This window comes from Luteimonas sp. A482 (genome assembly GCF_054072655.1).
On sequence record NZ_JBSVRO010000001.1, the window covers coordinates 1,827,039 to 1,851,719 of the forward strand.

General features: G+C 66.9%; 21 protein-coding genes and 2 tRNA genes. 14 read left to right on the forward strand and 9 right to left on the reverse strand.

All coding sequences use genetic code 11. The features are described from left to right. The first annotated feature begins 337 nt into the window (after nucleotides 1-337). Nucleotides 338-1,966 (forward strand): FMN-binding glutamate synthase family protein, encoded by a 1,629-nt coding sequence (locus ACW5DW_RS08140; protein ID WP_457018255.1) that lies wholly within the window; start codon nucleotides 338-340, stop codon nucleotides 1,964-1,966. 25 nt (nucleotides 1,967-1,991) lie between these two features. Here ACW5DW_RS08140 and ACW5DW_RS08145 read toward each other — a convergent pair whose 3' ends face one another. From ACW5DW_RS08145 to ACW5DW_RS08160, 4 genes are all read right to left on the reverse strand, one after another. Next, nucleotides 1,992-3,278 (reverse strand): dicarboxylate/amino acid:cation symporter, encoded by a 1,287-nt coding sequence (locus ACW5DW_RS08145; RefSeq protein ID WP_457018256.1) that lies wholly within the window; start codon nucleotides 3,276-3,278, stop codon nucleotides 1,992-1,994. Nucleotides 3,279-3,453: 175 nt separating this feature from the next. Next, the gene (locus ACW5DW_RS08150; protein WP_457018257.1) at nucleotides 3,454-4,296 is read right to left on the reverse strand and encodes a MurR/RpiR family transcriptional regulator; all 843 of its coding nucleotides are present in this window, start codon (nucleotides 4,294-4,296) and stop codon (nucleotides 3,454-3,456) included. Nucleotides 4,297-4,300: 4 nt separating this feature from the next. Beyond that, nucleotides 4,301-5,398: a dipeptide epimerase gene (locus ACW5DW_RS08155; RefSeq protein ID WP_457018258.1), complete on the reverse strand. Its 1,098-nt coding sequence runs from the start codon at nucleotides 5,396-5,398 to the stop codon at nucleotides 4,301-4,303. 43 nt (nucleotides 5,399-5,441) lie between these two features. Continuing rightward, nucleotides 5,442-6,791: a C40 family peptidase gene (locus ACW5DW_RS08160; protein ID WP_457018259.1), complete on the reverse strand. Its 1,350-nt coding sequence runs from the start codon at nucleotides 6,789-6,791 to the stop codon at nucleotides 5,442-5,444. Nucleotides 6,792-7,177: 386 nt separating this feature from the next. Between ACW5DW_RS08160 and ACW5DW_RS08165 the strand changes: the two genes are divergently transcribed. The 3 genes from ACW5DW_RS08165 (at nucleotide 7,178) to ACW5DW_RS08175 (ending at nucleotide 12,627) form a co-directional block, all read left to right on the forward strand. Further along, complete coding sequence (locus ACW5DW_RS08165) at nucleotides 7,178-10,075, forward strand: TonB-dependent receptor domain-containing protein (protein ID WP_457018260.1); 2,898 nt, start codon at nucleotides 7,178-7,180, stop codon at nucleotides 10,073-10,075. 116 nt (nucleotides 10,076-10,191) lie between these two features. Then, the gene (locus ACW5DW_RS08170) at nucleotides 10,192-11,727 is read left to right on the forward strand and encodes a serine hydrolase (protein ID WP_457018261.1); all 1,536 of its coding nucleotides are present in this window, start codon (nucleotides 10,192-10,194) and stop codon (nucleotides 11,725-11,727) included. 261 nt (nucleotides 11,728-11,988) lie between these two features. Next, on the forward strand, nucleotides 11,989-12,627 hold the full coding sequence (locus tag ACW5DW_RS08175; RefSeq protein WP_457018262.1) for a M15 family metallopeptidase: 639 nt from the start codon (nucleotides 11,989-11,991) through the stop codon (nucleotides 12,625-12,627). Between the two features lie 18 nt (nucleotides 12,628-12,645). On the opposite strand, the gene ACW5DW_RS08180 is transcribed toward ACW5DW_RS08175, so the two are convergent. Both ACW5DW_RS08180 and ACW5DW_RS08185 read right to left on the reverse strand, forming a co-directional pair. Beyond that, a complete protein-coding gene (locus tag ACW5DW_RS08180) occupies nucleotides 12,646-12,816 on the reverse strand; it encodes a hypothetical protein (protein ID WP_457018263.1) in 171 nt (56 codons plus the stop codon). 240 nt (nucleotides 12,817-13,056) lie between these two features. Then, on the reverse strand, nucleotides 13,057-13,233 hold the full coding sequence (locus tag ACW5DW_RS08185; RefSeq protein ID WP_457018264.1) for a hypothetical protein: 177 nt from the start codon (nucleotides 13,231-13,233) through the stop codon (nucleotides 13,057-13,059). A gap of 243 nt (nucleotides 13,234-13,476) precedes the next feature. Between ACW5DW_RS08185 and ACW5DW_RS08190 the strand changes: the two genes are divergently transcribed. The 5 genes from ACW5DW_RS08190 to cydB all read left to right on the forward strand — a co-directional run bounded on the left by ACW5DW_RS08190 (nucleotide 13,477) and on the right by cydB (nucleotide 18,549). After that, the gene (locus ACW5DW_RS08190) at nucleotides 13,477-13,779 is read left to right on the forward strand and encodes a DUF3247 family protein (RefSeq protein WP_457018265.1); all 303 of its coding nucleotides are present in this window, start codon (nucleotides 13,477-13,479) and stop codon (nucleotides 13,777-13,779) included. Nucleotides 13,780-13,994: 215 nt separating this feature from the next. Continuing rightward, the gene (locus ACW5DW_RS08195; RefSeq protein ID WP_457018266.1) at nucleotides 13,995-14,855 is read left to right on the forward strand and encodes an SDR family oxidoreductase; all 861 of its coding nucleotides are present in this window, start codon (nucleotides 13,995-13,997) and stop codon (nucleotides 14,853-14,855) included. Beyond that, complete coding sequence (locus ACW5DW_RS08200) at nucleotides 14,848-16,005, forward strand: BON domain-containing protein (RefSeq protein WP_457018267.1); 1,158 nt, start codon at nucleotides 14,848-14,850, stop codon at nucleotides 16,003-16,005. Before ACW5DW_RS08195 ends, ACW5DW_RS08200 begins: the two co-directional genes overlap by 8 nt. A gap of 127 nt (nucleotides 16,006-16,132) precedes the next feature. Then, complete coding sequence (locus ACW5DW_RS08205) at nucleotides 16,133-17,536, forward strand: cytochrome ubiquinol oxidase subunit I (protein WP_457018268.1); 1,404 nt, start codon at nucleotides 16,133-16,135, stop codon at nucleotides 17,534-17,536. Beyond that, nucleotides 17,536-18,549 (forward strand): cytochrome d ubiquinol oxidase subunit II, encoded by a 1,014-nt coding sequence (gene cydB, locus ACW5DW_RS08210; RefSeq protein ID WP_457018269.1) that lies wholly within the window; start codon nucleotides 17,536-17,538, stop codon nucleotides 18,547-18,549. The genes ACW5DW_RS08205 and cydB overlap by 1 nt, the downstream gene beginning before the upstream one ends. Before the next feature lie 10 nt (nucleotides 18,550-18,559). Here the strand turns inward: cydB and ACW5DW_RS08215 are convergent, their stop codons facing one another. Continuing rightward, complete coding sequence (locus tag ACW5DW_RS08215; RefSeq protein ID WP_457018270.1) at nucleotides 18,560-19,036, reverse strand: hypothetical protein; 477 nt, start codon at nucleotides 19,034-19,036, stop codon at nucleotides 18,560-18,562. Between the two features lie 282 nt (nucleotides 19,037-19,318). Between ACW5DW_RS08215 and ACW5DW_RS08220 the strand changes: the two genes are divergently transcribed. The 4 genes from ACW5DW_RS08220 to ACW5DW_RS08235 all read left to right on the forward strand — a co-directional run bounded on the left by ACW5DW_RS08220 (nucleotide 19,319) and on the right by ACW5DW_RS08235 (nucleotide 20,457). After that, a complete protein-coding gene (locus ACW5DW_RS08220) occupies nucleotides 19,319-19,747 on the forward strand; it encodes a DUF4124 domain-containing protein (RefSeq protein ID WP_457018271.1) in 429 nt (142 codons plus the stop codon). 193 nt (nucleotides 19,748-19,940) lie between these two features. Further along, nucleotides 19,941-20,207: a hypothetical protein gene (locus tag ACW5DW_RS08225; RefSeq protein WP_457018272.1), complete on the forward strand. Its 267-nt coding sequence runs from the start codon at nucleotides 19,941-19,943 to the stop codon at nucleotides 20,205-20,207. A 44-nt stretch (nucleotides 20,208-20,251) separates the two neighbouring features. After that, a tRNA-Ala gene (locus tag ACW5DW_RS08230) sits at nucleotides 20,252-20,327 on the forward strand. Nucleotides 20,328-20,381: 54 nt separating this feature from the next. Continuing rightward, nucleotides 20,382-20,457, forward strand: a tRNA-Glu gene (locus ACW5DW_RS08235). 142 nt (nucleotides 20,458-20,599) lie between these two features. Here ACW5DW_RS08235 and ACW5DW_RS08240 read toward each other — a convergent pair. Further along, nucleotides 20,600-21,082, reverse strand: a complete 483-nt coding sequence (locus tag ACW5DW_RS08240; protein WP_457018273.1) for a DUF1249 domain-containing protein — start codon at nucleotides 21,080-21,082, stop codon at nucleotides 20,600-20,602. A 216-nt stretch (nucleotides 21,083-21,298) separates the two neighbouring features. After that, nucleotides 21,299-22,120: a posphoenolpyruvate synthetase regulatory kinase/phosphorylase PpsR gene (gene ppsR / locus ACW5DW_RS08245; RefSeq protein ID WP_457018274.1), complete on the reverse strand. Its 822-nt coding sequence runs from the start codon at nucleotides 22,118-22,120 to the stop codon at nucleotides 21,299-21,301. Between the two features lie 114 nt (nucleotides 22,121-22,234). Here ppsR and ppsA point away from each other — a divergent pair, with 114 nt between their 5' ends. Then, nucleotides 22,235-24,652 (forward strand): phosphoenolpyruvate synthase, encoded by a 2,418-nt coding sequence (ppsA, locus tag ACW5DW_RS08250; protein ID WP_457018275.1) that lies wholly within the window; start codon nucleotides 22,235-22,237, stop codon nucleotides 24,650-24,652. Nucleotides 24,653-24,681: the final 29 nt, after the last annotated feature.

A 24,681-nucleotide genomic window follows, 5' to 3' on the forward strand; every position in this document is an offset into this window, starting at 1 on the left:
ACGGCGGGCACCTACAGCGCACTGCGCCACGGTGAAGGCGTGCTCCAGACCACGAACGGCTTCGGCCGGCGGCGAAAGTCGAAGTGGTACGAAAATCCCTCGACCTCGCGGTCATGCCGGTTCGAGCCCGGCCTCGGGCACCACCTCATCCTCCCGCGCCCCTGTAGGAGCGGCTTCAGCCGCGATTGCAAAATCGGCCGTGACGCGGCCTGGCGTGCCATCGCGGCTGAAGCCGCTCCTACAGGCCGCTCCTGCAATCGTTGCGCAGCACGGACGCCCGCATCACCCACCTATGTGATCATGGCCTCGCGCCATCCCGCGCGTCGCCCCGCTGCCAATGTTCAATCGCCGTACCGTCTGGTTCGCCTCCATCGCCCTTGCGCTGACCGGAATCGTGCTGGCGCTCGCGTGGTCTCCGGCATGGTGGTGGCTGGCGGCATCGTCCGGCGCGCTGGCGCTGCTGGGCCTGGTCGACGTGCTGCAGACGCGCACGACGCTGCGCCGTCTGTACCCGGTGATCGCGCACTTCCGCTATGGCTTGGAGTCGATCCGGCCGGAGATCCGCCAGTACTTCATCGAGGACGACCTGGCCGAGGTGCCGTTTTCGCGCGAGAAGCGTGCTCTGGTCTACCAGCGCGCCAAGAACGAACGCGACACCGTGCCGTTCGGCAGCGAGCACGACCCCTACGACGTCAGCTACGAGTGGATCAACCACTCGCTGGCTCCCGCCCACGCCGAGTCGCACGACTTCCGGGTGCTGGTGGGCGGCGCGCAGTCCACGCCCTACGACGCGAGCGTGTTCAACATTTCGGCGATGAGCTTCGGCTCGCTGTCGGCCAACGCGATCCGCGCGCTCAACGAAGGTGCCCGGCGCGGGAATTTCTACCACGACACCGGCGAAGGTTCGATCTCGTCCTACCACCGCGAACGCGGTGGCGACCTGGTCTGGGAAATCGGATCGGGCTACTTCGGCTGCCGCGACCAGGCAGGGCGCTTCAGCGAGGAGCGCTTCGCCGCGAACGCGCGCGACCCGCAGGTAAGGATGATCGAACTCAAGCTCTCCCAGGGCGCCAAGCCCGGGCACGGCGGCATGTTGCCGGCGGCCAAGGTGACCGCCGAGATCGCGATCGCACGCGGCGTGCCGGCGGGCGTGGACTGCATATCGCCGGCGTCGCATTCGGAGTTTTCCACGCCTGCGGGGCTGCTCGCGTTCGTGGCGCGGCTGCGTGAACTGTCGGGCGGCAAGCCGACCGGCTTCAAGCTCGCGATCGGCCATCCCTGGGAGTGGTTCGGCGTCGCCAAGGCGATGCTGGAAACGGGCATCACGCCGGACTTCATCGTCGTCGACGGCGCCGAGGGCGGCACCGGCGCCTCGCCGCTGGAGTTCATCAACCATGTCGGCGTGCCGATGCACGAAGGGCTGATGCTGGTGCACAACACCCTGGTCGGGATCGGCCTGCGCGACCGGATGAAGATCGCCGCCGCCGGCCGCATCGCCAGCGCCTTCGACATCGCCCGCACCGTGGCCATGGGCGCGGACTGGTGCAACGCCGGGCGCGGCTTCATGTTCGCGCTGGGCTGCATCCAGGCACGCAGCTGCCACAACGACCTGTGCCCGACCGGCGTGGCGACCCAGAACCCGTCGCGCTGGCGCGCGCTCGACGTCGAGGACAAGGCCACGCGCGTGGCCAACTTCCACCAGAACACCCTGCGCGCACTGCGCGACATGCTGGGTGCGGCCGGACTGGAGCATCCCTCGCAGCTCGGCCCGGAACACATCCTGCGCCGCGTCTCGCCCACCGAGGTGCGCTCGCTCTCGGCGCTGTACCGTTTCCTGGATCCGGGCGAACTGCTCGCCCACGTGCCAGAGCACGCGGTGTTCCGCGCGTTCTGGTCGAATGCGCGGGCCGATTCCTTCGCGCCGCCCGAACGTACCCTGGAAATGCGGCGGAGCAAGCTGACCTAGTTGGGCAGGGCGTCGCCGGCGGAGCTCAAACCACGTCGTCGATCTCGCCCGCATGCCCCGCTTGCTTGACCACGATCGCGGTCGCGGTGACGTCGGCCGAGGTGTTGGCGACCGTGGCAAACACGTCCGGGATCGTGTCCACCGCCAGCAGCACGCCCAGCGGCTCGATCGGCAGGCCCAGCGACTGGGTAATCGGCATGTTGTTGGTCATGAAGCTCACCTGCCCCGGCAGGCCGACCGAGCCCATGCTCACCACGATGCTCAACCCCACCGCGGTGCCGAGCTGCAGCGCGGTGAGGTCGATGCCATACAGCCATGCGATAAAGCAGGCGACCACGATGTACTGCGGCGGGCTGGCGATGCGGAACAGCGATACCGCCATCGGCAGCACCAGCGAGGTGACCGCCAGCGGATAGCCCAGGCGCATGCGCGCGGTTTCGATCATCACCGGCAGCGAGGCCAATGAGGACTGCGTACTGGCCGCGATCGCCTGCACCGGCAGCAGCGCCTTGGCGAAGCGGGCAGGGCGCTCGCCTGCCGCGACAACCGCGACCACGTAAAGCAGCAAGGTGATCGCGATATAGAGCGCGCACTGGGTGAGGATGTAGTAGCCCAGCGCGCTGAGCATGTCGAGGCCGACCCGCGCGCACACCGCCAACACCAGTGCGAACACGCCGACGGGCGCGGCCCACAGCACCCAGCGCACCACCACCAGCATGGTGTCGCCGAGGGTGCGCACCAGCTCGAGCATGCGCACCCGGCGATCCGGATCGATCCGGGTGAGGCCGAAGCCGAAGAACATCGCGAACACCACCAGCGGCAGCATGGCGCTGTTGGCCGCGGCGGCGATCGCATTGCTGGGAATGATGTTGGTCAGCCAGGCGCCGAAGCCGGGCGCGACGGGCAGGTTCTCGGGCGCATCGATCGCAGCGCGAAAGGTGGCGATGAGCGCCTCGTCGCGGGGCACCATCGACAGGAACGCCGGCGCGGCAACCGCGGCGAACGCACCCGCCAGCGCCAGCAACACCAGGAACACCACGATCGCCGTACGCGCCGTGCGCCCGGATGCAGCCGCATCGGCCGCCGAGTTGATGCCCACCACCACCAGCGCGGCAACCAGCGGCACCACGGTCATCTGCAGCGCATTGAGCCAGAGCCTGCCGATCGGCTGCACCGCATCGGCCACCTGCGCGGCCTGGGCCGGGTCGAATGCAGCCAGCGGCAAGCCGACGGCGGCGCCGAGCAGCAGCGCGATCAGAACCCGGGCGGGCGTGGACAGGCGGGGGCGCGCGCCGGGGGTGGCTTGGGTCATGGCGGTCCTGGTGGAGGGGTTGCGGCGGCAGACTGGATATCACGAACCGGCCAGTCGCGCTTGCGGGATCGGGTCGCGGGCCGGCGTGGGCGGCGACCCATGATCGTCGTCGTTGCGGGGGAGGTGCGCCCGACTGGATCCCGGGCGGTGCGGAAGCAGGTCATCGTGCAGACACTCATCCGTCCAGCAGCGAGCGCACGTGTTCCCGGTAATCGTCCAGGCGTCGCCGCCGTGATTCGTCATCGCACAGCCGCAGGAACACCAGGTCCAGCAACTGCTGCAGGGCGGCCTGGTAGAGCAGGGGTTCGACGTGCCGCGCCTCGTCGTAGGCCGAGACCAGCAGCGCCAGGTCGGCGTGGGCGCGCAGCCCGTTGGCGGTGTGGCGGGTCACCGAGACCACCTTGCCACCGCGCGTGCGGAACACGCGCGCCAGCCGGGACAGCGTTGCGGCCTCGCCGCGTTCGGAGAACAGCAGCAGCACGTCGTCACGGCGCGAGCTCGACACCTCGGCCGGCACCAGCACCGGATCGAAATGGTGAATCGCAAGGAAGCCCAGCAGCGACAGCCGGATGGCGAAGGCGCGCGCCATCACGCTGTCCTCGCCGATCCCGACCACGAAGGTCTTGTCCGCGTCGCGCACCATGCCGGCCAGGGCTTCGAGGCGATCGGGCGGGTTGAGCAGCCGCGTTTCCTCCTCGGCGCGCGACTTGGCCTGCCACAGCGTGCGCGCGAACGTGTCCTGCCCATCGCCGGTGCGGAACGGGCTCTCCGGCTCGACGCTTTCACCGGCGCGCGCAACCGCCTCGCCAATCGAATACTTCAGGTCCGGATAGCCCTTGAAGCCAAGCTTCTGACTGAACTTGACCACGCTCGACTGGCTGATGCCGAGCGCATTGGCCAGCTGCTGGGACGAGTAGTCGCGCAACAGCTGAGCGTTGTCGAGGATGAAGTCGGCGATGCGGCGCTCGATCGCCGACATCTGTCCCCGCTCGGAGCGGATGATCAGCAGCGGCTGCATCGGCTCAGCTGACGATCGGCTGGTAGCCACGGATCGCGCGGATGCCCAGGCCCGGCGCTTCGGACACCGAGATCTCGGATTCGTTGAAGCTGACCCCGCCGTCGACCGGGTCGAATGCGCACAGCGAAGGGCCATCGAGGTCGACCTTGGTGATCACGTCGGACTTGGCGATCGCCAGGTGCACGGCCGCGGCCACGCTGATGCTGGTTTCGATCATGCAGCCGATCATGCACTCCACCCCGTACAGCGCGGCGATGTCGGCAATGCGGATCGCGTTGGAGATGCCGCCGGTCTTCATCAGCTTGATGTTGATGATGTCCGCGGCGCGCTGTTCGATCAGCTCGATCACCTCCAGCGGCCCGAACACACTCTCGTCGGCCATCACCGGCGTCCTGATCCGGTCGCTGACGTACTTGAGCCCGGCGATGTCGCGCGCGCGCACCGGCTGCTCGAGCAGCTCCATGTGCACGCCCGCGTCCTCGAGCGCATGCATCGCCTGCACGGCCTGCTTGGCGCTCCAGCCCTGGTTGGCATCGAGGCGGAGCAGGGCGCGGCCTTCGACCGCGGCGTGGATCGCCTTGACCCGCTCCACGTCCAGTCCGATGTCCTTGCCAACCTTGATCTTGAGGGACTCGAAGCCACGCGCCACCGCCGACAGCGAATCCGACACCATCTTGTCGATATGGTCGACGCTGATGGTGATGTCGGTGGTGATCACCGGTTCGCCGCCGCCAAGCATGCGATACAGCGGCGCGCCGTGCAGTTGGCCCCACAGGTCGTACACCGCGATCTCGACCGCGGCCTTGGCGCTCGTGTTGCGCTCCAGCGCCGTCTGCACCAGGCGCACGATGCGGTTGAGGTTGGCCACGTCCTCGCCGATCAGCCGCGGCGCGATGATCCGCCCGATCGCCTCGATGATCGAGCCGTGGGTGTCGCCGGTGATCACCGCCGTGGGCGCGGCCTCGCCGTAGCCCACGTGACCGCTGTCGGTGTGGATCGAGACGATGATGTCCTCGACCATGTCGACGGTACGCAGCGCGGTCTTGAACGGCGTTTTCAGCGGCACCCGGACCCGCCCCAGGCGCACCTCGGTGATCTTCATGCGTGTGGGTTCCCCGCGGCCGCGGCCGCCTTCCCTGTGTCGCTCATGGCCGGATGCGCCGGATGTTGGTGATGCGGTCGACGGTCGCGGTGGTGGCGTCCGACATCAGCGGCAGCAGCGGGGTGACCACCACGCCGTTGAGCCGGTACCTGCGCAGCGCGCCGCCCTCGCCCAGCAGCGAGATGCCGGCGGTGTCGTGGATCACGTACGTCTCGCCTTCGATGCGACCGATCACCATCATCACGTGGCCCGGAATATAGATCAGGTCGCCCACCTCGGTCTGGCGCAGCAGGCGCAGGCGCTCGTCGTGACCGAGGCTTGCGTCGATGGCGATCCCGTCCAGGCCCGGACTGCGCGATTGCGCACTGGTATTGCGCGGCAGCAGCAGGCCGAAGCTGCGGTAGACCTCGGACACGAAGCCGCTGCAGTCGCGCGCGTCGTAACGGTGGCCCCAGCCGTAGCGTTCGCCCAGGAACTTGAACGCCTGCGCGATCAGCGCGGTCTTGGTCAGCGGCAGATAGTCGGGCGAGACGTCGGCCGAGCGCGGAATCAGCGCGGGCGCGAACTCCAGCCTGCCATCGTCGCCGCGCACCGGCAGTTCCACCGCATGGCCGAAGCCGGGATGCTGGCCGTTGAGCGGCTCGTCCGTCGGCCAGTCGGCAAGCGGCAGGCGCACGCCCATGTCGAGCAGCACCGCGGAGACGGCCGGGCGCTCGGGCGTGTGCACCGTGCGCACCTGCGCGCCGGTGACCACGAGGAAGGGGATGCGGCGCGTGTAGGCGAAGATATCCGCCTTGTCGCCGAACGCCACCGCGTCCGATTCAATCCACGCCGCATAGGTTTCGCTGAGCACGAACAGCCAGCGCCGGTCGCGGCTGCGGTGCACCACCGCCACCGGCGTCCCGGGGAACAGCGCGCTTTCCTGGAAGCGATCGATGTCGCGATCGTCGGGCGTGCTGAACACGCGCAGGTGGGTCGGGAACGTGCGCAGGTCCGCGCGCCGCACCACCATGCCATGGCGGGTCACCTGGGTCTGCGGGATGCCCTTGAGGTCGAGCGCGTTGACCAGCCTGTCCATTGCGCGGGCGCTGCCTTCCTTGCCGTCCGCGTCGTACAGCGTGCCCTCCGGACGCGGCGAGGCGGCCTCGATCCAGGCGCGCACCTGCTCGGCCTCGATCGTGGAGGGCAGCTGTTCGATGTCGTGCAAGGATGGTTCGGACTGGCGCATCCGCGCGTTGTGCGCGGCGATGGCGTCGGCATCGAGGATGATGCGATCCGCATCGCGCAAGCGGCCTGCCCAGTACGCCGGCTGCAACTGCGCCTGGACCACGCCGGGCAGCACTTCGGCCTGCGGATCGTGGAGCGCCCGCGCACTGGAGCCGCATGCGGCCATCGCAAGCATTCCCGCCACCAGCCATCGCAGTCCTGCGAGCGAACGACGCTCTTGCAAGAGAAATCTCCTGCGGAAAGCCGCGCTTCCGCCGGCTGGGAATACATCATTCATCTTGTTGTTCTGTCAAGAATAATTTATTGACCACGCACTACGGTCATGTTACACAGCCGACAGAGCCACTCCGGTAACGACGGCAGCCGCACGATGACTCCAGGGGCGTGCGGATATCCGGCGCGCGACATTGCGACGCGCACCCGGAAACCGACGGGATTCCGGGGCGCGTTTCAGGCAACAGGGCAGGGGGCAACACACGACAACGGACTCGGGCGTATCTGTTCCAACGCGCCTGTGCGTCGCTTGTCGACCACTTTTTCCGGGGAAATTCCATGGCTGCAGTCCGCACCCGCAACACAACCGCGCTGGTATCCGCGCTTCCGTTCGCCATCGCGCTTGCACTGGCAGGGACTGCCGCCGCCCAGGACACCGCGCCCGCGGACACGGCCAGCGAAGCCACGCGCACGCTCGACCGCATCAGCGTCACCGGCTCGCGCATCAAGCGCACGGATATCGAAGCGGCGTTGCCGGTCACCGTGATCCAGAAGGCGGAGATCGAGGCGCAGGGCATCTCGTCCGCCGAACAGTTGATGATGTACATGAACATCGCCGGCAACGGATCGGACAACCTGTCGGCCAACGCCGGCATCGCGCCGGCCGACCTGCGCGGCAACAATGGCGTGTCCGGCGCCAACCTGCGCGGGCAGGGCGCGGATGCGACGCTGGTGCTGCTCAACGGCCGCCGCGTGGCGACCCACGGCCTGCGCGGCACCGCCGTCGACCTGAACTCGATCCCGTTCGCCGCGATCGACCGTGTCGAGGTGCTGCGCGACGGTGCATCCGCGATCTACGGCACCGACGCCATCGGCGGGGTCATCAACTTCATCACCCGCACCGACTACCAGGGCGCGCAGGCATCGACCTTCGTCGACCTGACCGAGGATGGTGGCGGCAACATCTACCGCACCGACTTCCTGGTGGGCGGCGGCGACCTGGACCGCGACCGCTGGAACGCCTTTCTGAGCGTGGGCGCAAGGAAGAACGACGTGCTCCGCGGCAACGCCCGCGACTTCTCCAACAGCCTGCAGCCCGAGCGCGGACTCTCGCCCGATACGCGCGGCACACCGTTCGCGACCATCTTCAACCTCGCCGGCGGGCTCACCGGAACGACGCTCACCGCGCCTGACGGCGCCACGGTCAACGGCGTCAACACCCTCAACCTGCCCGGCGGCCCCGGCTGTGAGGCCGGCAGCGACATGATGGGGCCGTACGACTACCGGCTGTGGGCCACCACCGCGGCCAGCGTGGCATCGCGCTACGGCTGCACCTGGGACTATCCGGCCGCCGCAGTCATGCAGCAGCCGCTGGAAACCGTGCAGGCGATCGGGCGGGCAACCTTCCGGATCGACGATTCGCACCAGGCCTATGTCGAGTTCATGGGCTCGAACGCGAAGGCCAACCGCATTTTCGAACCCAACCAGATCTCCTCGTCCGCTACCGCGACGGCGGTGTTCAACCCCTCCACCTGGTATCCGCTCAACGACCGCACCCGTGACACCTACGACATGGTCTACGGCGCGATGGCCGATTACTTCGGCGCCGGTGCGCTGACCTACGGCGCGCCCATCGGCTATCGCTGGCGCTGCATGGAGTGCGGGCCGCGCGAGATCGAGTCCACCACCAAAGCCTTCCGATTCATGACCGGCCTGGACGGCACGCTCGGCGGCTGGGACTACAGCCTTGGCCTGTCGCGCGCTTCCAGCGAATCCGAGTCCCAACTCGGAACGGGCTATCACTACGTCGAGGGACTGCAGGCGGCTTTCGCGGATGGCCTGCTCAACCCGTTCCTGATGCCCGGGCAGCAGCAGAGCGCGGAGGCCGTCGCGGCGCTGCAGGCGGCTTCTGCGCAGGGCGTGGTGCTGTATGGCGGCAAGTCCACGGTCACCAATTTCGATGCGGTGATGTCGGGCAGCATTGGCCCTCTGCCCGGCGGCGACCTGCAGGTCGCGGTCGGCGTCGACCTGCGGCGCGAAGCGTTCGAGTTCAACGGCGACCCCCGCGCCGCCGATACGCGCCCGGCGATCTTCAACGCGCCATTCGATGATGCCAACGCCCTCGACGAGGTCAGCCGCGACGTCAAGGCGGTGTTTACCGAGATCCACCTGCCGTTCTTCGAGCGCTTCGAAGCCACCCTTGCCGCCCGTTATGACCACTACAGCGGCTTCGGCGGCACCGCCAATCCCAAGGTCTCGTTCAAGTGGCAGCCGATCGATGCGCTGGCCGTTCGCGGCGCCTACAGCACCGGCTTCAAGGCGCCGGAGTTCAGCAAGCTGTTCAGCGGCATGACCGAGAGCCAGAACAACGCGCTGGACCTGGCCGACCCGGCCTCCTGCCCGGGCGGCGTGGTGGACGTAAGCGTGCCGGGCTGCGAGCAGATAGACCCGGATATCCTCACCGGCGGCAACCCGAACCTCGCGCCCGAAGAGTCCAGGCAGAAGAGCCTCGGCTTCGTGCTCGCGCCAGTGGACTGGTTCAACATGAGCCTGGACTGGTGGCAGATCGAACGCCTCAACACCATCCGCACCGGCCCGGATCTCGACGTCCTGCGCGACAACTACGATATCTTCAGCGCCAACTGGATCCGTGATGCAGCCGGCCAGGTGGTCCTGATCGACCGTCGCTTCGTCAACTCGGGCGGCACCCTGATGAGTGGCGTCGAGCTCGACCTCAACGTCCGCGGCGAACTGGCCGGCGGCAACTGGAACGTCAACCTCAACGGCAGCTACCTGGACAACTACCAGGACAAGCTGCTCGAGTTCATGCCGTACTCCGAGAACCGGGTCGGTGAGTACATCCGCTACTGGAGCCTGCCGCTGCGCTGGAAGCACACGCTCGGTTTCGCCTGGTCGCGCGGCGACTGGTCGCACAGCCTGACCCAGCTCTATCGCCACGGCTACAAGGACGAGGAGCCGACCAGCGTCTCGAACGGCCACTACATTCCTTCGCAGTGGAACCCCGACGTCGACCGTTACATCACCTACAACTACAGCACCACCTACAGCGGCTTCGACAACCTGCGCCTCACCTTCGGCGTGAAGAACCTGCTGGACGAGGATCCGCCGTTCACCGCGCACAAGAACGACTGGGCCAGCGGCGCCGGCTGGGAGCCGCGCATCGCCGATCCGCGTGGACGCGCCTATACCTTGCTGGTGCAATACGACTTCTGGTGACCGTGCAGGCTTCAGCTGCTACGCGTGGAAACGGCCTGCACGCGGGCCGTTTCCTTTCCTGTGCGCTGATGATGCTGTCGGCGGCCTGCGCGCACGCTCGCCAACCCGCGCCCGACGTGGGAGCCGACGCGGATGTCGCCGCGCTCGAGGCCGCGTTCGACGACGCCTTCGAGCGGTACGACCCGCCCGGTCTGGCGGTGGGTGTGATCGTCGGTGGCGAGGTCGTGTTCGCGCGCACGCGCGGGGAACTTGCTGCCGGCAGCGGGCAGGCCATCGACCGCGACACGCTGTTCAAGATCGCATCCAACAGCAAGGCGATGACCGCGGCCGTGCTGGCGCGGCTGGTCGACCAGGGCAAGCTGGACTGGACCGATCCGGTGGTGAAGCACCTGCCGCAGTTCCGCATGCACGACGACTGGGGCACGCGCGAGATGCAGGTGCGCGACCTGCTGATCCACAACAGCGGGCTCGGCGCCGGCGCCGGCGACCTGATGCTGTGGCCGGAGCCCAACCTGTTCACGCGCGAGGACGTGATCCGCGGGCTGCGACACCTCAAGCCGGCCTACAGCTTCCGTTCGCGCTACGCCTACGACAACACGCTCTACATCGTTGCCGGCGAGGTGGCCGCAGCCGTGGGCGCCACGCCGTTCGACGAGCTGGTTCGCCGCGAATTGTTCCAGCCGTTGGGCATGGACAGATGCCAGGCCGGGCAGTGGAGGCGCGACGCGGTGGGCAACGTCGCGCAGCCGCACATGCGCCAGCCCGGCGGCACGCAGGTGGTGGTGCGCCAGGATGGCGAAGTGATTGCGGACGTGCCGATGATGGCGGCCGGCGGCCTCCGCTGCAGCCTGGACGACATGCTGCGCTGGGCGGCGATGTGGCTGCAGCCCACGCACCATGGCCTGGACGCAGCCGGCGCACCCTGGCTGTCGGAAACGCAGCGCGGGGAAGTCTGGAAGAACCACATGCCGATGCCGCTGTCGCAACGCATGCGCGACTGGGACAACAGCCATTTCTCGGCTTATGGCTACGGCTGGCGGCTGGCCGACGTCGACGGCAGATGGAAGGTGTCGCACACCGGCACGCTGTCGGGCATGTATTCGGCGCTCACGCTGCTGCCGGAACTCGGTGTCGGCATCGTGATCCTGGCCAACGGCAACGCGGACGAGCTGCGAACGGTGCTGGGCCAGGTGCTGGTCAAGCGCTACACCCAACCGCATGACGCCGCGCTGACGGTAGCCCGTTACGCCGGCCTGCTGGCGACGGCGCGCGCAGCCGCGGGGGAAGCGCCGGCCGATGCGGCCGGCCCAATTGCCGACGACCGCGCAACGGCCACGGCATCCGATCGGCTGCTGGTGCCGGGACGTTACGCCGACCCCTGGTTTGGCGAAGCGCTGGTGTGCGCGGCGGGCGAGGGCGTCGAGTTCCGTGCGCTGAAGTCGCCCAAGCTGCACGGCGCTGTGCTGCGCAGCCGCGACCGGCTGCTGGTGGACTGGCATGATCCCGACGTGGACGTCGAGGCCTGGCTCTCGTTCGACGCCAGCGACGCCTCCACCCGGATGACGATGGCCAAGGTGGACCCGGATGCGGACTTCAGCTACGACTTCGAGGATCTCGCTTTCGAGCGTATCGGCGACTGCCCGGCGCCCTGAGCAGCCTGGTGTCATGGGAGGCCAGGGCAGTTGCTTCATCCATCCGGGGGCCTGGATCCAGCGTCCCGTGGCGCCTGCGCCGGAGGACACTGCATGACCGATGCTTCCCACTGCTGCCAAGCGCCACGCGCATCGGGTGAATCGACAGGCAGGCGCGGACTCGGCCTGGGCATGGCGCTGCTCGGAATGCTGCTTTGCGCGGCCTGCACCACGTCGCCGCAGACCGTTCCCGGGCCAGCTATGCGCGCTGCCGCAGATGGCGTGTCACCCGAACACGCAGGCACGCCCGAATCCGTCGGCATGGTGGACATCGGGCAACTGGTGCCCGACATCGACCTCGACATTCGCTACGCCGGCCCGCGCAACTTCACCGGCAGGCCGGTCGACGGCTACGGCGCAGCAAAGTGCTACCTGCTGCGTCCGGCGGCCGAGGCGCTGCGGAATGTCGAACTGGAGCTGCGGCGGCAAGGCCTGCGCCTGCGCATCTTCGACTGCTACCGTCCCGCACGCGCGGTGCGCCAGTTCGTGCGCTGGGCGGCGGACACGGGCGACCAGTCGACCAAGGCCGAGTACTACCCGGCGCTGGACAAGGCCGGCCTGGTGCCCGGCTACATCGCCGACCAGTCCGGCCACAGCAGGGGCGCGACGGTGGACCTCACGCTGCTTCGCTGCGGGCAGCGCGGCTGCTCGCCGCTCGACATGGGCACGGCGTTCGACTTCTTCGATCCACGTGCCAACACCGACCACCCCGGCATCAGCCAGGGGCAGCGCGACAGCCGCGCACGGCTGCGCGATACCATGGCGCGGCACGGTTTCGAGAACTATCCGTTGGAGTGGTGGCACTACACGTTGCGGATGCATCCGCCACCTGAGGCCTTCCACGATGTGCCGATCCGCTGAGCGGACCGGATCGCGGTATCAGCCGATCTTCTTGAATGTATTGGTGTTTCCGAGCTTCTCGACCTTGCCGCCGGCCTTGCGGAACGCCGTCATGTGGTCTTCGATCTGCTCGCGGGTGAGGGCTGCGTTCTGCTTGCCGCCGGACTTCCCGGACTTGCGGAGGACTGTGTTGTTGTTCTTGGGGGCCATCAAAGGTCTTCTGGTAGCGGATGGTGCGCCACCATAGCGTGAACCGTGTAAAAATTTGTCAATTTGCTGCGGATGTCGGAGAAAATCAGGCGATCTACGCTTATCTTGCCGGGAAGTGACGAACCCACTGGTCCCGGGGGCATCTTCAGCCGCAATCGCCTGCAATTCAATTCCGTTCGGCAGGAGCCGCATCTGCAGAGCCCATCAAAGGCTGCGGGCACGCGCCGCGCCCGGCCTCCTTCATTCGGGTCTTTTCGCCGGAATGAACGGCGACACCGGGTCGCTGGCCGGGAATGTTTCCTCCAGGGCTTCGTCCTGGTTCTCGCTTGCCCGCGCCTTGCGCGCGCGCCGCTCGTCCGGCGATTCGCCAGCTGGTTGGGACGCCGGGTCCTGCAGATCCTTGCGGTCGCGGTTCATGGGTGCGTGCCTCGTGTTGGAAGGGTTGATTGATAGCGCAGCGGATGTTGCGCCGACGTGACTCCACTCGCGTCGCAAAGTGCGGCCGCCGCAACTTACGCCAGGCTGACAACGGTGCGAATGCAGGGACTGAACGCCTGCTAATCACTGCACCCCGGACGCACGTTCCCGCGCCGTTTGCACGCACGGGCTTGACACGCCGGCACGTAGGATCGGTCGCAGATATCCCCCAGGCGAAGGCTCATGGCGCAACACGCGGACCGGGTGCATACCCGACAACAGGACATCCAAAGACTCTCGTCGCTGTGCGACACGCTGGAGCAGGAGGCGCGCGTCACCGTCACCCTGGCCAGCGGTGCGTCCGTATCGGGCGTGGTGCTGGCCAAGCCCGGCCTGCAGACCTTCATCGATCACGAGGGCAGGGAGGGCATGAACGCCGTGCTCAAGCTCGACGACATCGGTGGCATGGGCGTGGTGCGCTACTTCTGGCTGGACGACGTGGTGGATGTGAGTCACCGGCCATCGGACGAGGCGCCGGGCAGCTGAAATCCGACGTGAGCCTGGCGCGACGCTCTAAGAGGAGTCGCGGCGATCCCTGATCTGCGTCGGAAACTGCGCAGTTGCCGATGCGCAGCTTCCCACGAACTGGCAGCGTCGAAGGCGCGTGTGACGCAATGCGTTGCCGGTTCCGCAAGACCGCCGCGACACGGACTGCACGGGTTGGATGCCATGGTACCCACCCATTAAGGACGGAGCGCAGAATGAACGACGAACCCGCGAAGCTGCCGCCGCAGGAGCAGGAGCACCAGCCGGGGGAACAGTCGAAGATGCAGCCTCAACCGCAGAGCATCCGCGACAGCTACCGCGGATCGAAGCGCCTGGACGGCAAGGTGGCGCTCATTACCGGCGGCGACAGCGGGATCGGCCGCGCAGTCGCCATCCACTTCGCCCGCGAAGGCGCGAAGGTCGTGATCGGCTATCTCGACGAAGAAGAGGATGCCTCCGAAACGGAACGCCTGGTGGTGGCCGAAGGCAGCGAATGCACCGCTATCGCAGGCGACCTGGGCGATCCGGAGTTCTGCCGCGAGCTGGTGCGCCGCACTGTTGATGCACACGGCCGGCTCGACATCCTGGTCAACAATGCAGCCGAACAGCACACCGTCGACAAGCCCGAGGACCTGACCCCGGGTCAGGTCGAGCGCACGTTCCGCACCAATGTGTTCGCGTACATCAACATGGCCACGTCTGCACTTGAGCACCTGGGCGAAGGCGGATCGATCATCAACACCGGTTCGGTCACCGGAGTGCGCGGGCACGAGAAGCTGATCGACTACGCCGCGACCAAGGGCGCCATCCACGCGCTGACCTTTTCGCTGGCCCAGGCCGTGGCGGATCGCGGCGTGCGCGTCAACGCGGTGGCGCCAGGCCCGATCTGGACGCCGCTGATCCCGGCCAGTTTCAGCGCGGAGGAAGTCGCCGAGTTTGGCGCCTCGACCCTGCTCAAGCGCCCGGGACAGCCTGCCGAAGTCGCGCCGGCCTACGTGTTCCTGGCGAGCGAAGAAGCATCGTTCATTACCGGCCAGACCATCCACATCAACGGAGGAGGGCATATCAGTGCGTAATTCCAACCGATCACGTTGGGGTCATCGCCCCGACAACGAACACAATGTCGCCGGCGTCGGCGAGCTCAGGGCGGTTGCCGAACGCCTGCTTGAAACCGGCGCGCAGTACCTCGAGCAAGGTCGCGAGTGGCTGCATGCCGCAACGCGACGGGAGCAGGGCGACGATCATCCGCCTCGTCATGATGGCGGGGAACAGTTCAACGGGCCGCGCAGCGGGTTCCAGGGAGGGCGCGCCGATGCGGGACGCGACGACTGGTCCACGCCGCGACGGGAAGCCGAGACCGGCTACGCACGCTATACGTCCGACGAGCACTCGTTTTCCGCCGGGGGCGACCATGGTGCACGTGCCCGGCGCGGCGGCCATGACTACGACGACCGACCGGCGCGCGAGTTCGATGCACGCGCCGACGAACTGGCGCGCAACCGTGGCCGTCCGGGCTGGGAATCGCGCCATGAAGAACAGGCTGGTGCGCGCCACTACGGCAGCCAGCCTGGCGGATTCCGGCCCCATGAAGACGACTATCTTCCGGGCAGCTTCGGGTTTGGAGGCGAAGGGCGCCGACAGGCCGGGGGCAGGCCGGCGGGCAGGGCCGGTGGCACGCAGGGCGCCGAAGATGCTTCGTCACGCTGGGAGCAGGCCTATCGTACGCAGGGGCAGGGCAGTCATCGCGGCCGCGGGCCGCGTGGCTACACCCGATCGGACGCGCGCATCCTCGACGAGGTGAACGAGCGGCTCTGCGATGATCCGATCGTTGACGCCACGGACATCGAAGTGCGCTGCGAGCAGGGGAGTGTGGTGCTCGAGGGCAAGGTGCCCACGCGCTGGATGAAGCATCGCGCCGAGGACATCGCCGATTCGATCTCCGGGGTCAAGGATCTCGACAACCGCATCCAGGTGGCGGCGGAGGAGCCCGCGGCCCAAGGCGACTTCGATACCAGTACCACCACGGGTGCGCGCGGCGGAGACGATTCTGCGCGGACGCGGGGTGCGAGCGAGCCAGGCAGTGGCACAAGCGCGACCGGCAGCACTGGCGCCGCCGGCGGCAGTGGCAGCACAGATGGCACCCCCAGCGCGGGCGGCACTGGCGGTAGCAGCAGTACCGGACAGACTGCACAGGGTGGTACGCAGACGCCGCAACAACCCCACTGAGGTCTAGCGGAAGGTCTTTGGAAGGGACGGGCCCGTAGGGGTCCATCCCTTCTTGTTGCGCCACCGTTGGCGGGTGAGGCTGAGGGGGTTAACCCGGATTTCGCGGCCGCTGTGGTATTCCAGCGCGATGGATGCCCTGCTTCTTTCGCGAATCCAGTTCGGCTTCGTCATCAGCTTCCACGTTCTGTTTCCGGCCTTCACGATCGGGCTGTCGAGCTGGCTGGCCTTCCTGGAGTATCGCTGGCTGCGCACCCGCGACACGGTGTGGAAGGACCTGTATTTCTTCTGGCTGAAGATCTTCGCCGTGTCGTTCGGCATGGGCGTGGTCAGCGGCATCGTGATGAGCTTCCAGATCGGCACCAACTGGTCGGTGTTCGCCGAGCGCGCGGGCGCCGTGATCGGCCCGCTGCTTGGTTTCGAGGTGCTGACCGCGTTCTTTCTGGAGGCCACCTTCCTTGGCGTGATGCTGTTCGGCTGGAAGCGCGTGTCGGAGCGGCTGCATTTCCTGGCGACCTGCATGGTGGCGCTGGGCACGCTGCTGTCCACCTTCTGGATCCTGGCTGCCAACAGCTGGATGCATACGCCGCAGGGCGTCGAACTGGTGGACGGGATCTTCCACGTCACTTCGTGGCGCGAAGTGATCTTCAATCCTTCGTTTCCGTATCGCCTGGTGCACATGACCCTGGCCGCCTTCCTGACCACCTGTTTCGTGATTGGGGGCGTGTCGGGCTGGTACCTGCGCAAGGGCGTGCATCGGGAGCCGGCGATCCGCATGCTGCGCCTGGCGACCGCGTTCGCGCTGATCGTGCTGCCGCTGCAGATCCTGGTCGGCGACCTGCATGGCCTCAACACGGCCGAACACCAGCCGCTGAAGGTGGCTGCCATGGAGGGCCACTGGGAACGGCTGCCGGAAGGCGAGGGCATGCCGCTGGTGCTGTGGGCGATTCCCGACCAGGCGGCCGCCACCAACCGCCAGCAGATCGCCATCCCGCGCCTGGGCGGCATGATCCTGACCCACACCTGGGATGGGCAGATCGATGCACTGGACTCGGCCCCAGCGGAGGAACTGCCGCCGGTGGCGCCGGTGTTCTACGCGTTCCGGGTCATGGTCGGACTTGGCATGGCGATGCTGCTGCTGGCCGTCGCCTCGGGCGTGCGCTGGCGACAGGGACGGCTGGCGACGGCCCGACACCTGCATCGCGCATGGAATGTGATGCTGCCTGCGGGTTTCATCGCCATTCTTGCCGGCTGGTTCGTCACCGAGATGGGGCGCCAGCCCTGGGTGGTGTACGGGCAGTTGCGCACTGCGGACGCGGTCAGTGACGTCGGCGCGTCCAGCGTGGCGCTGTCGCTGGGCATCTACATGCTGGTCTACGCGGTGGTCTTCGGCTTTGGCACGACCTACATCCTGAACATGCTGCGCCGCGGCCCGATGCCGCACGAGCCTGAGCCAGAAACCGAGGGCGGCGAGCGCACCCCTGCGCGGCCGCTGAGCGCGGCAGACGCATCACTGGAAGAAGGAATACGCTGATGCCCATCGAGACCTGGCTGCCGGTGGTGTGGTTTGGCGTGATCGGATTCGGCGTGTTGATGTATGTCGTGCTCGACGGCTTCGTGCTCGGTCTGGGCATCCTCGCACCCTTCGCCGAGGACGGCGACCAGCTCGACCTGATGATGAACACCGCGGCGCCCATCTGGGACGGCAACGAGACCTGGCTGGTGCTGGGCGGGGTGGGGCTGCTGGCTGCCTTCCCGAAGGCCTACGCGCTGGTGCTGTCGGCGCTGTACCTGCCGGTGCTGCTGATGCTGGTGGCGCTGGTGTTTCGCGGTGTCGCCTTCGAGTTCCGTTTCAAGGCCGGCAGCACGCGGTGGCTGTGGGGCTGGGCATTCGCGCTGGGATCGCTGTGCGCGGCGTTCTGGCAGGGCGTCATCCTGGGCGCGCTGGTGGAAGGCATGCCGGTGCAGGAGGGTCGCTACATCGGCGGCCTGCTGTCATGGTTCAGCCCGTTCTCGATGCTTACCGGGGCCGCGCTGGTGTTCGGCTATGCGCTGCTGGGCAGCACCTGGCTGATCCTCAAGACCGAGGGCACCCTGCAGCGCATGGCGCGCGTGCTGACGCGGCCGCTGGTGCTGGTCGTCGCGGTATTCATGGGACTGGTCAGCGCCTGGCTGCCGTTCCTGGATTCAAGGGTCATGGCACGCTGGTTCGAAGCCGGCAATTTCTGGTGGCTGTCGCCGGTGCCGGTGCTGACCGTGCTGACCGCGTTCGCGCTGTGGCGCGCCGCGATGGCCGAAGGCCGCGACGCACGCCCGTTCGTGCTCACCCTGTGCTTCTTCGGCCTGGGCTTCGCCGGCCTGGTGCTGGGCATGTGGCCCTACCTGGTACCGCCATCGCTGACGCTGTGGGAGGCTGCCGCGCCGCCTTCGTCGCAGGGTTTCATGCTGGCCGGCGTCGTGGTGATGCTGCCGGTGATCCTGGGCTACACGGCGTGGTCGTACCGGGTGTTCCGCGGCAAGATCGTGGCGGGGCAGGGCTACCACTGAGCCCCTCCGCTCAGGTCATCGCCGATGGCGCATCGTAGGACAGCGGAGTCGCACCCGCGAGTTCCATCGCCTGGTGTACGGCCGGCATGGAATCGGCGTCGGCGTCCACCACCACCAGCACGTCGCCAGCCTCGAGCTCGGACGCGAACTGGCGCCGGACGGGATCCTGGATCGATGCCCCTGCCAGCGAAGCCGCCAAGCCTCCCACCACGGCGCCTCCGGGTATGGCGATCCACAGCGACCACATCGGCGCATCCCAGCCCAGCATCAGCACGATGGCCAGCACCAGCCCGAGGCCTGCACCGATGAGCATGCCGCGCATGGCCGCAGGGATGAGGTCGCTGTCGGCCATCTTGTGGCGGTCGCTGACCCGTCCCACCTCGATGTCGCCGCGCGCCACGATGTGCACGTCGCCATCGGGAATGCCGCCAGCCACCGCCGCCTGCACGGCCCGGCTGGCGTCATCGACATTGCGCGTTCTGAACACGTGGCGATGCTTCATGGACATGTCGACCTCGCTGCCGTCGCTGGGAATGGACGAGTCTAGGCACGTGGGTGTGCGGCGGATGTAAACGCAGGGCGAAGGGCTCGCGGGCCCGGCCGCGGGCAGGGTGTTCGCGATGCGACGGGATGGTGCGCCTGCCGCCTGTCTGGCCAGATGCAGATCACCCAACGGGAAGCTTCCGTGTTCCCGGGAACTCCAGCCGGAACGCGCGCGCTCCCTTGTTCTTCCGTTGCTATAGTTCGCCCAGCCTTTGGGGAGGCGGGGATGAAAGGTTTCCTGGCGATAGTGCTGTTGACCGTGATGTCTCCGGTTGGCGCGCAGAATCTGTACCGGTGTGTGGACTACAAGGGCGGCGTGAGCATTCAGGACGCGCCGTGTCCGGCAACCTCGCGCGAGACCAAGCGCGTCGCCGTTGATGCCTATGAGGAAACCGAAACCTCGCGGGCCGCCCGGAGTGATGCCGTACGGCGTGCTCAGGCATCACGGCAGGTCGGCAGCTTCCTGCCGGCATCCGGAGCCGTCCGGGCGCCGTCGCGAGCCCGGCCGATGCCGTGGGATCCGGATCGAAACAACAAAGCCTGCGAGGACGCGAAGGCGTACCGGGACACGATGCTGAGAATCCTCGGCTTGAAGCGTACCTATGAGGATCTCCAACGCCTGGACGAAGGCGTCAACCGGGCCTGCAAGCGTTGATTCCGGTGTAGGGCAGCGCGTCCGCAGTCCCTGTCATCCGCCAACATTGCCGAAGCGCTCAGCGGTGACCGAAAATTCCTTCCGGGCGAGGCGGTTTCTGTGCCGGATCGGCACATCCTTGATTTCGCATAATGCATATTATGTAACATCCTGATCGGCGCGCCCGGTGAGTTGGTGGTTCCCGCCTTCCAAATTGTCCCAGTACAGCCGGATCCTTGGGAGCCACGTTCCCATCCTCGTGCCGGTGCCGTTCTTTCCCGTGTTCGCGATGACCACCGCCACGAACGCAACCTTGATGTGGATTGCGTTTCGAGGTTGGCCATCGACAAACATCGCGCAGCTGCGCAACAGCTTGGTCCGTCAGCAACAGCAAGTTTTGAGTCTGCCGCAGGCGCTGCAACTGAACCTCTGCAGCGAGGATGTACGCGGCGCGTCGCTCGGATCGGTCGACACCTGTTGACGGATATCACGGTCGCCCCTACAATTTCGCGCTTTCCAGCACGTGGGGCCATAGCTCAGCTGGGAGAGCGCCTGCATGGCATGCAGGAGGTCGGCGGTTCGATCCCGCCTGGCTCCACCACGTTTTCCGCTGCACAGGCCGCACGGAAAATGAGCGGAAGAAAGGTTTTACAGCGTCCCCATCGTCTAGAGGCCTAGGACATTACCCTTTCACGGTAGCGACCGGGGTTCGAATCCCCGTGGGGACGCCACTTTTCAATGGGCCCGGATATTCCGGGCCCATTTTTTTAGCGCGAGAATGCCAGTGCTTCGCGGCAAGGCGCGTTGGCATTCGAACGGGCACGGCGTATCGCGGTCGCGGCTGAAGCCGCTCCTGCAGCGGCGTTTGCGGGCTCAGGTCCCGACGACTTCCGGCTCGACCGGCCGCAGCGTGGCCACACCATGGCCGCTTTCGGCCAGGTACTGCAGCCATTTGCCGAGGAAGGTGTTCATCCGCATGCGGTGGTCGAGTACTTCGCCCGGCGGCGGGTACATGCCGATCACGTCCTGCCAGCGGCGCCCGACGTAGCAGTGGGTGGCCTCGGCCTGCCTGGCGTCGCGGTACAGGCGCAGGAATGCGGACGGATCCGGCTCGCCGGTAACGGGATCAATTACGGTGTAGGTCAGGCGCAGCTCGGTGGTGTAGACATGCTGCTCGAGCACGTCGAGCTGCACGTCCAGCCCGTTGCCGATGCTCGAAACATGGCGTCCGACGGCCAGGTCTGCCGGTTCGAACAAGCGCGTCATGCGCTGGAAGTTCTCCGCGTACAGACCCATCAGCCAGCCGAAACGGCCGAGCCTGGGGATCTGCGTGTTGCGTGCGGCGACCTGGTGCATGGATCGATCCTACACGCTGGCGTCGCGCGCGGGCAGGATTGAAGATTCAGCCGGAAGCGCCTACGTTAAGGAACTTGTAGAGGGCTCCGCGCGTAACACCCGGCGCATGAGGATCATGTCGGCGCAGCGCGCTGCCATCGAATTCCCGCATGGGTGTCCGGCACACCGTGCAGTTGCCGCGCAACGCAGGCTGCGCGACACGCCTCCCCTGCCCCGTCAATACATGACCCGCTCCAGACCCAGGGTCGACATCACCTTGCTCGAGATTTCCTCGATGGAAACATGGGTGGTGCTGAGCAGCGGGATGCGTTCGGCGCGGAACAGCTTCTCGGCCGCGAGCACCTCGCGTTTGCAGGTTTCGAGGTCCGCGTAGTGCGAATCCGGTCGCCGTTCCTGGCGGATCTGCTGCAGGCGCACCGGATCGATGGTCAGGCCGAACAGCTTGGAGCGGTGCGCGCGCAGGCGCGACGGCAGGCGGTCATGTTCCAGGTCTTCGTCGGTCAGCGGGTAGTTGGCTGCAGCCACGCCGTGATGGAGCGCCAGATAGATGCACGTCGGCGTCTTTCCCGCGCGCGACACCGCCACCAGGATCACGTCGGCCTGGTCGTAGTTGATCGACATGCCGTCGTCGTGGGCGAGCGCGAAATTCATCGCGTTGATACGCCGGTGGTAGGTGTCGAAATCGACCATGCCGTGCGCCTGCCCCACCTTGGCCTGGCGCTGTTGACCGAGTTCGGATTCGAGGCGCTCGATGAACGGCTCGAACACATCCAGCATCAGCGCCCCGCTCTGGGCAAGTGCCGCAGAGATGGCGGGGTTGACCGATGAATTGATCACGATCGGGCGCTGCTCTTCCGCCGCGGCGGTTGTACGGATGCGCTCGGCCACATCTTCTGCGCGCTCCACGCTGTCGACGAAGGGAATGCGGCTGGTGGTGAACTTCGTGCCAGCGAACTGGGTGAGCAGGCTGTGGCCGATGGTTTCGGCGGTGATACCGGTCCCATCGGATACGTAGAACACGAGTCTGGTCGTTGACAACGCTGTCTCCTTGTTCGCGGGCGGCTGTCGTGGCCGGTGTGGGGGCTAAAATAGCGTCTTTTCGACTGGGCGCTGCCTGGTCCTTTCGCTTTCGCCACACTTGGGAGTTCCGCCTTGAACCAGTCTGCACCGCAGCCGTCCGGACCGACGGCCAACATCCTCTGGTTGAACGACCTGCGGCTGTCCGACCTGGCTCAGGTTGGCGGCAAGAATTCGTCGCTCGGCGAGATGATCGGCGAGCTCTCCGGGCTGGGTGTGTCGGTGCCCGGTGGCTTCGCGACCACGGCCGATGCGTTCAAGGACTTCATCGCGCACAACGACCTGCACCAGCGCATCTTCGACCGGCTCGCACCGCTCGACGTGGAGGACGTCGGCGCGCTGACCTCGGCCGGTGGCGAGATCCGTGGCTGGGTGATCGACGCGCCGCTGCAGTCCGGGCTGGATGCCGACATCCGCAAGGCCTATGCGCAGCTGTGCGCCGACAACGGCGGGGGCGAGATCGCGGTCGCGGTGCGCTCCTCGGCCACCGCCGAGGACCTGCCTGACGCATCGTTCGCAGGACAGCAGGAGACCTTCCTCAACGTGACCGGTGCCGATGACGTGGTGCGCAAGGTCAAGGAGGTCTTCGCCAGCCTCTACAACGATCGCGCCATCGCCTATCGCGTGCACCACGGCTTCAAGCACGAGGACGTGTTCCTCTCGTCGGGCGTGCAGCTGATGGTGCGTTCGGACGTCGGCGCGTCCGGCGTGCTGTTCACCCTCGACACCGAGTCTGGCTTCCGCGACGTGGTCTTCGTGACCTCGAGCTTCGGCCTGGGCGAAATGGTCGTGCAGGGTGCGGTCAATCCCGATGAGTTCTACGTTTACAAACCCACGCTCAAGGCCGGAAAGCCCGCCATCCTGCGCCGCTCGATCGGTGCCAAGCAGCTGCGCATGGTCTATTCCGACCAGCCCGGCGAGCGGGTGAGGACCGAGGAGACGCCGGCCGAACTGCGCCGCAGCTTCTCGCTCTCCGATGCCGACGTGCATGAGCTGTCGAAGCAGGCGCTGGTGATCGAGGAGCATTACGGCCGTCCGATGGACATCGAGTGGGCGAAGGACGGCGTCAGCGGCAAGCTGTTCATCGTGCAGGCGCGTCCGGAGACCGTGAAGTCGCGCACCAAGGCGACCCAGATCGAGCGTTACGCGCTGGAGCAGCGCGGCCCCGTGATTGCCGAGGGACGCGCGATCGGCCAGAGGATCGGCAGCGGCGTCGCACGCGTGGTGCGCAGCCTCGATGACATGGCGCGCGTGCAGCCGGGCGACGTGCTGGTCGCCGACATGACCGATCCCGACTGGGAGCCGGTGATGAAGCGCGCCGCGGCAATCGTCACCAACCGCGGCGGCCGCACCTGCCACGCCGCGATCATCGCGCGCGAGCTTGGGGTACCGGCGGTGGTCGGCACCGGCAACGCGCTCGACGTGATCGAGGACGGCAAGGAAGTCACGGTCAGCTGCGCCGAGGGCGATACCGGTTTCATCTACGACGGCGCCCTGCCCTTCGATCGCATCACCACCGACCTGGCCTCGATGCCCGAGGCGCCGCTCAAGATCATGATGAACGTCGCCAACCCCGAGCGCGCGTTCGACTTCGGCCAGCTGCCCAACGCCGGTATCGGCCTGGCGCGGCTGGAGATGATCATCGCCGCGCACATCGGGGTGCATCCCAATGCGCTGCTCGAATACGACCGCCAGGACGCGGCGACGAAGAAGAAGATCGACGAGAAGAGCGCCGGCTATGCCTCGCCGGTGGATTTCTATGTCGACCGGCTTGCCGAAGGCATCGCCACGCTGACCGCGTCGGTGGCGCCCAATCCGGTGATCGTGCGGCTGTCGGACTTCAAGTCCAACGAGTACGCCAACCTGATTGGCGGCACGAACTACGAGCCGCATGAAGAGAACCCGATGATCGGTTTCCGCGGCGCCAGCCGCTACGTCGATCCCTCGTTCACCAAGGCGTTCGCTCTGGAATGCCGCGCCGTGCTGCGCGTCCGCAACGAGATGGGCCTGGACAACCTCTGGGTGATGATTCCGTTCGTGCGCACCCTGGAGGAAGGCCACAGGGTGATCGAGGTGCTGGCCGAGAACGGCCTGCGCCGGGGCGAGAACGGCCTGAAGATCATCATGATGTGCGAGGTGCCCTCGAATGCGCTGCTGGCCGAGGAATTCCTCGAGATCTTCGACGGCTTCTCGATCGGTTCCAACGACCTGACCCAGCTCACCCTGGGGCTCGACCGCGATTCATCGATCGTCGCCCACCTGTTCGACGAGCGGAATCCGGCGGTGAAGAAGCTGCTGTCGATGGCGATCAAGGCCGCACGCGCCAAGGGCAAGTACATCGGCATCTGCGGCCAGGGGCCGAGCGACCATCCCGATCTGGCGCAGTGGCTGATGGAGGAAGGCATCGAGTCGGTGTCGCTGAATCCGGACACCGTGGTCGATACCTGGCTGAAGCTGGCCAAGTCGAAGGCGAAGGCCGACGCCAGGAGCTGATCGTGGACGTGCCCGCGGCAGGCGCCGCG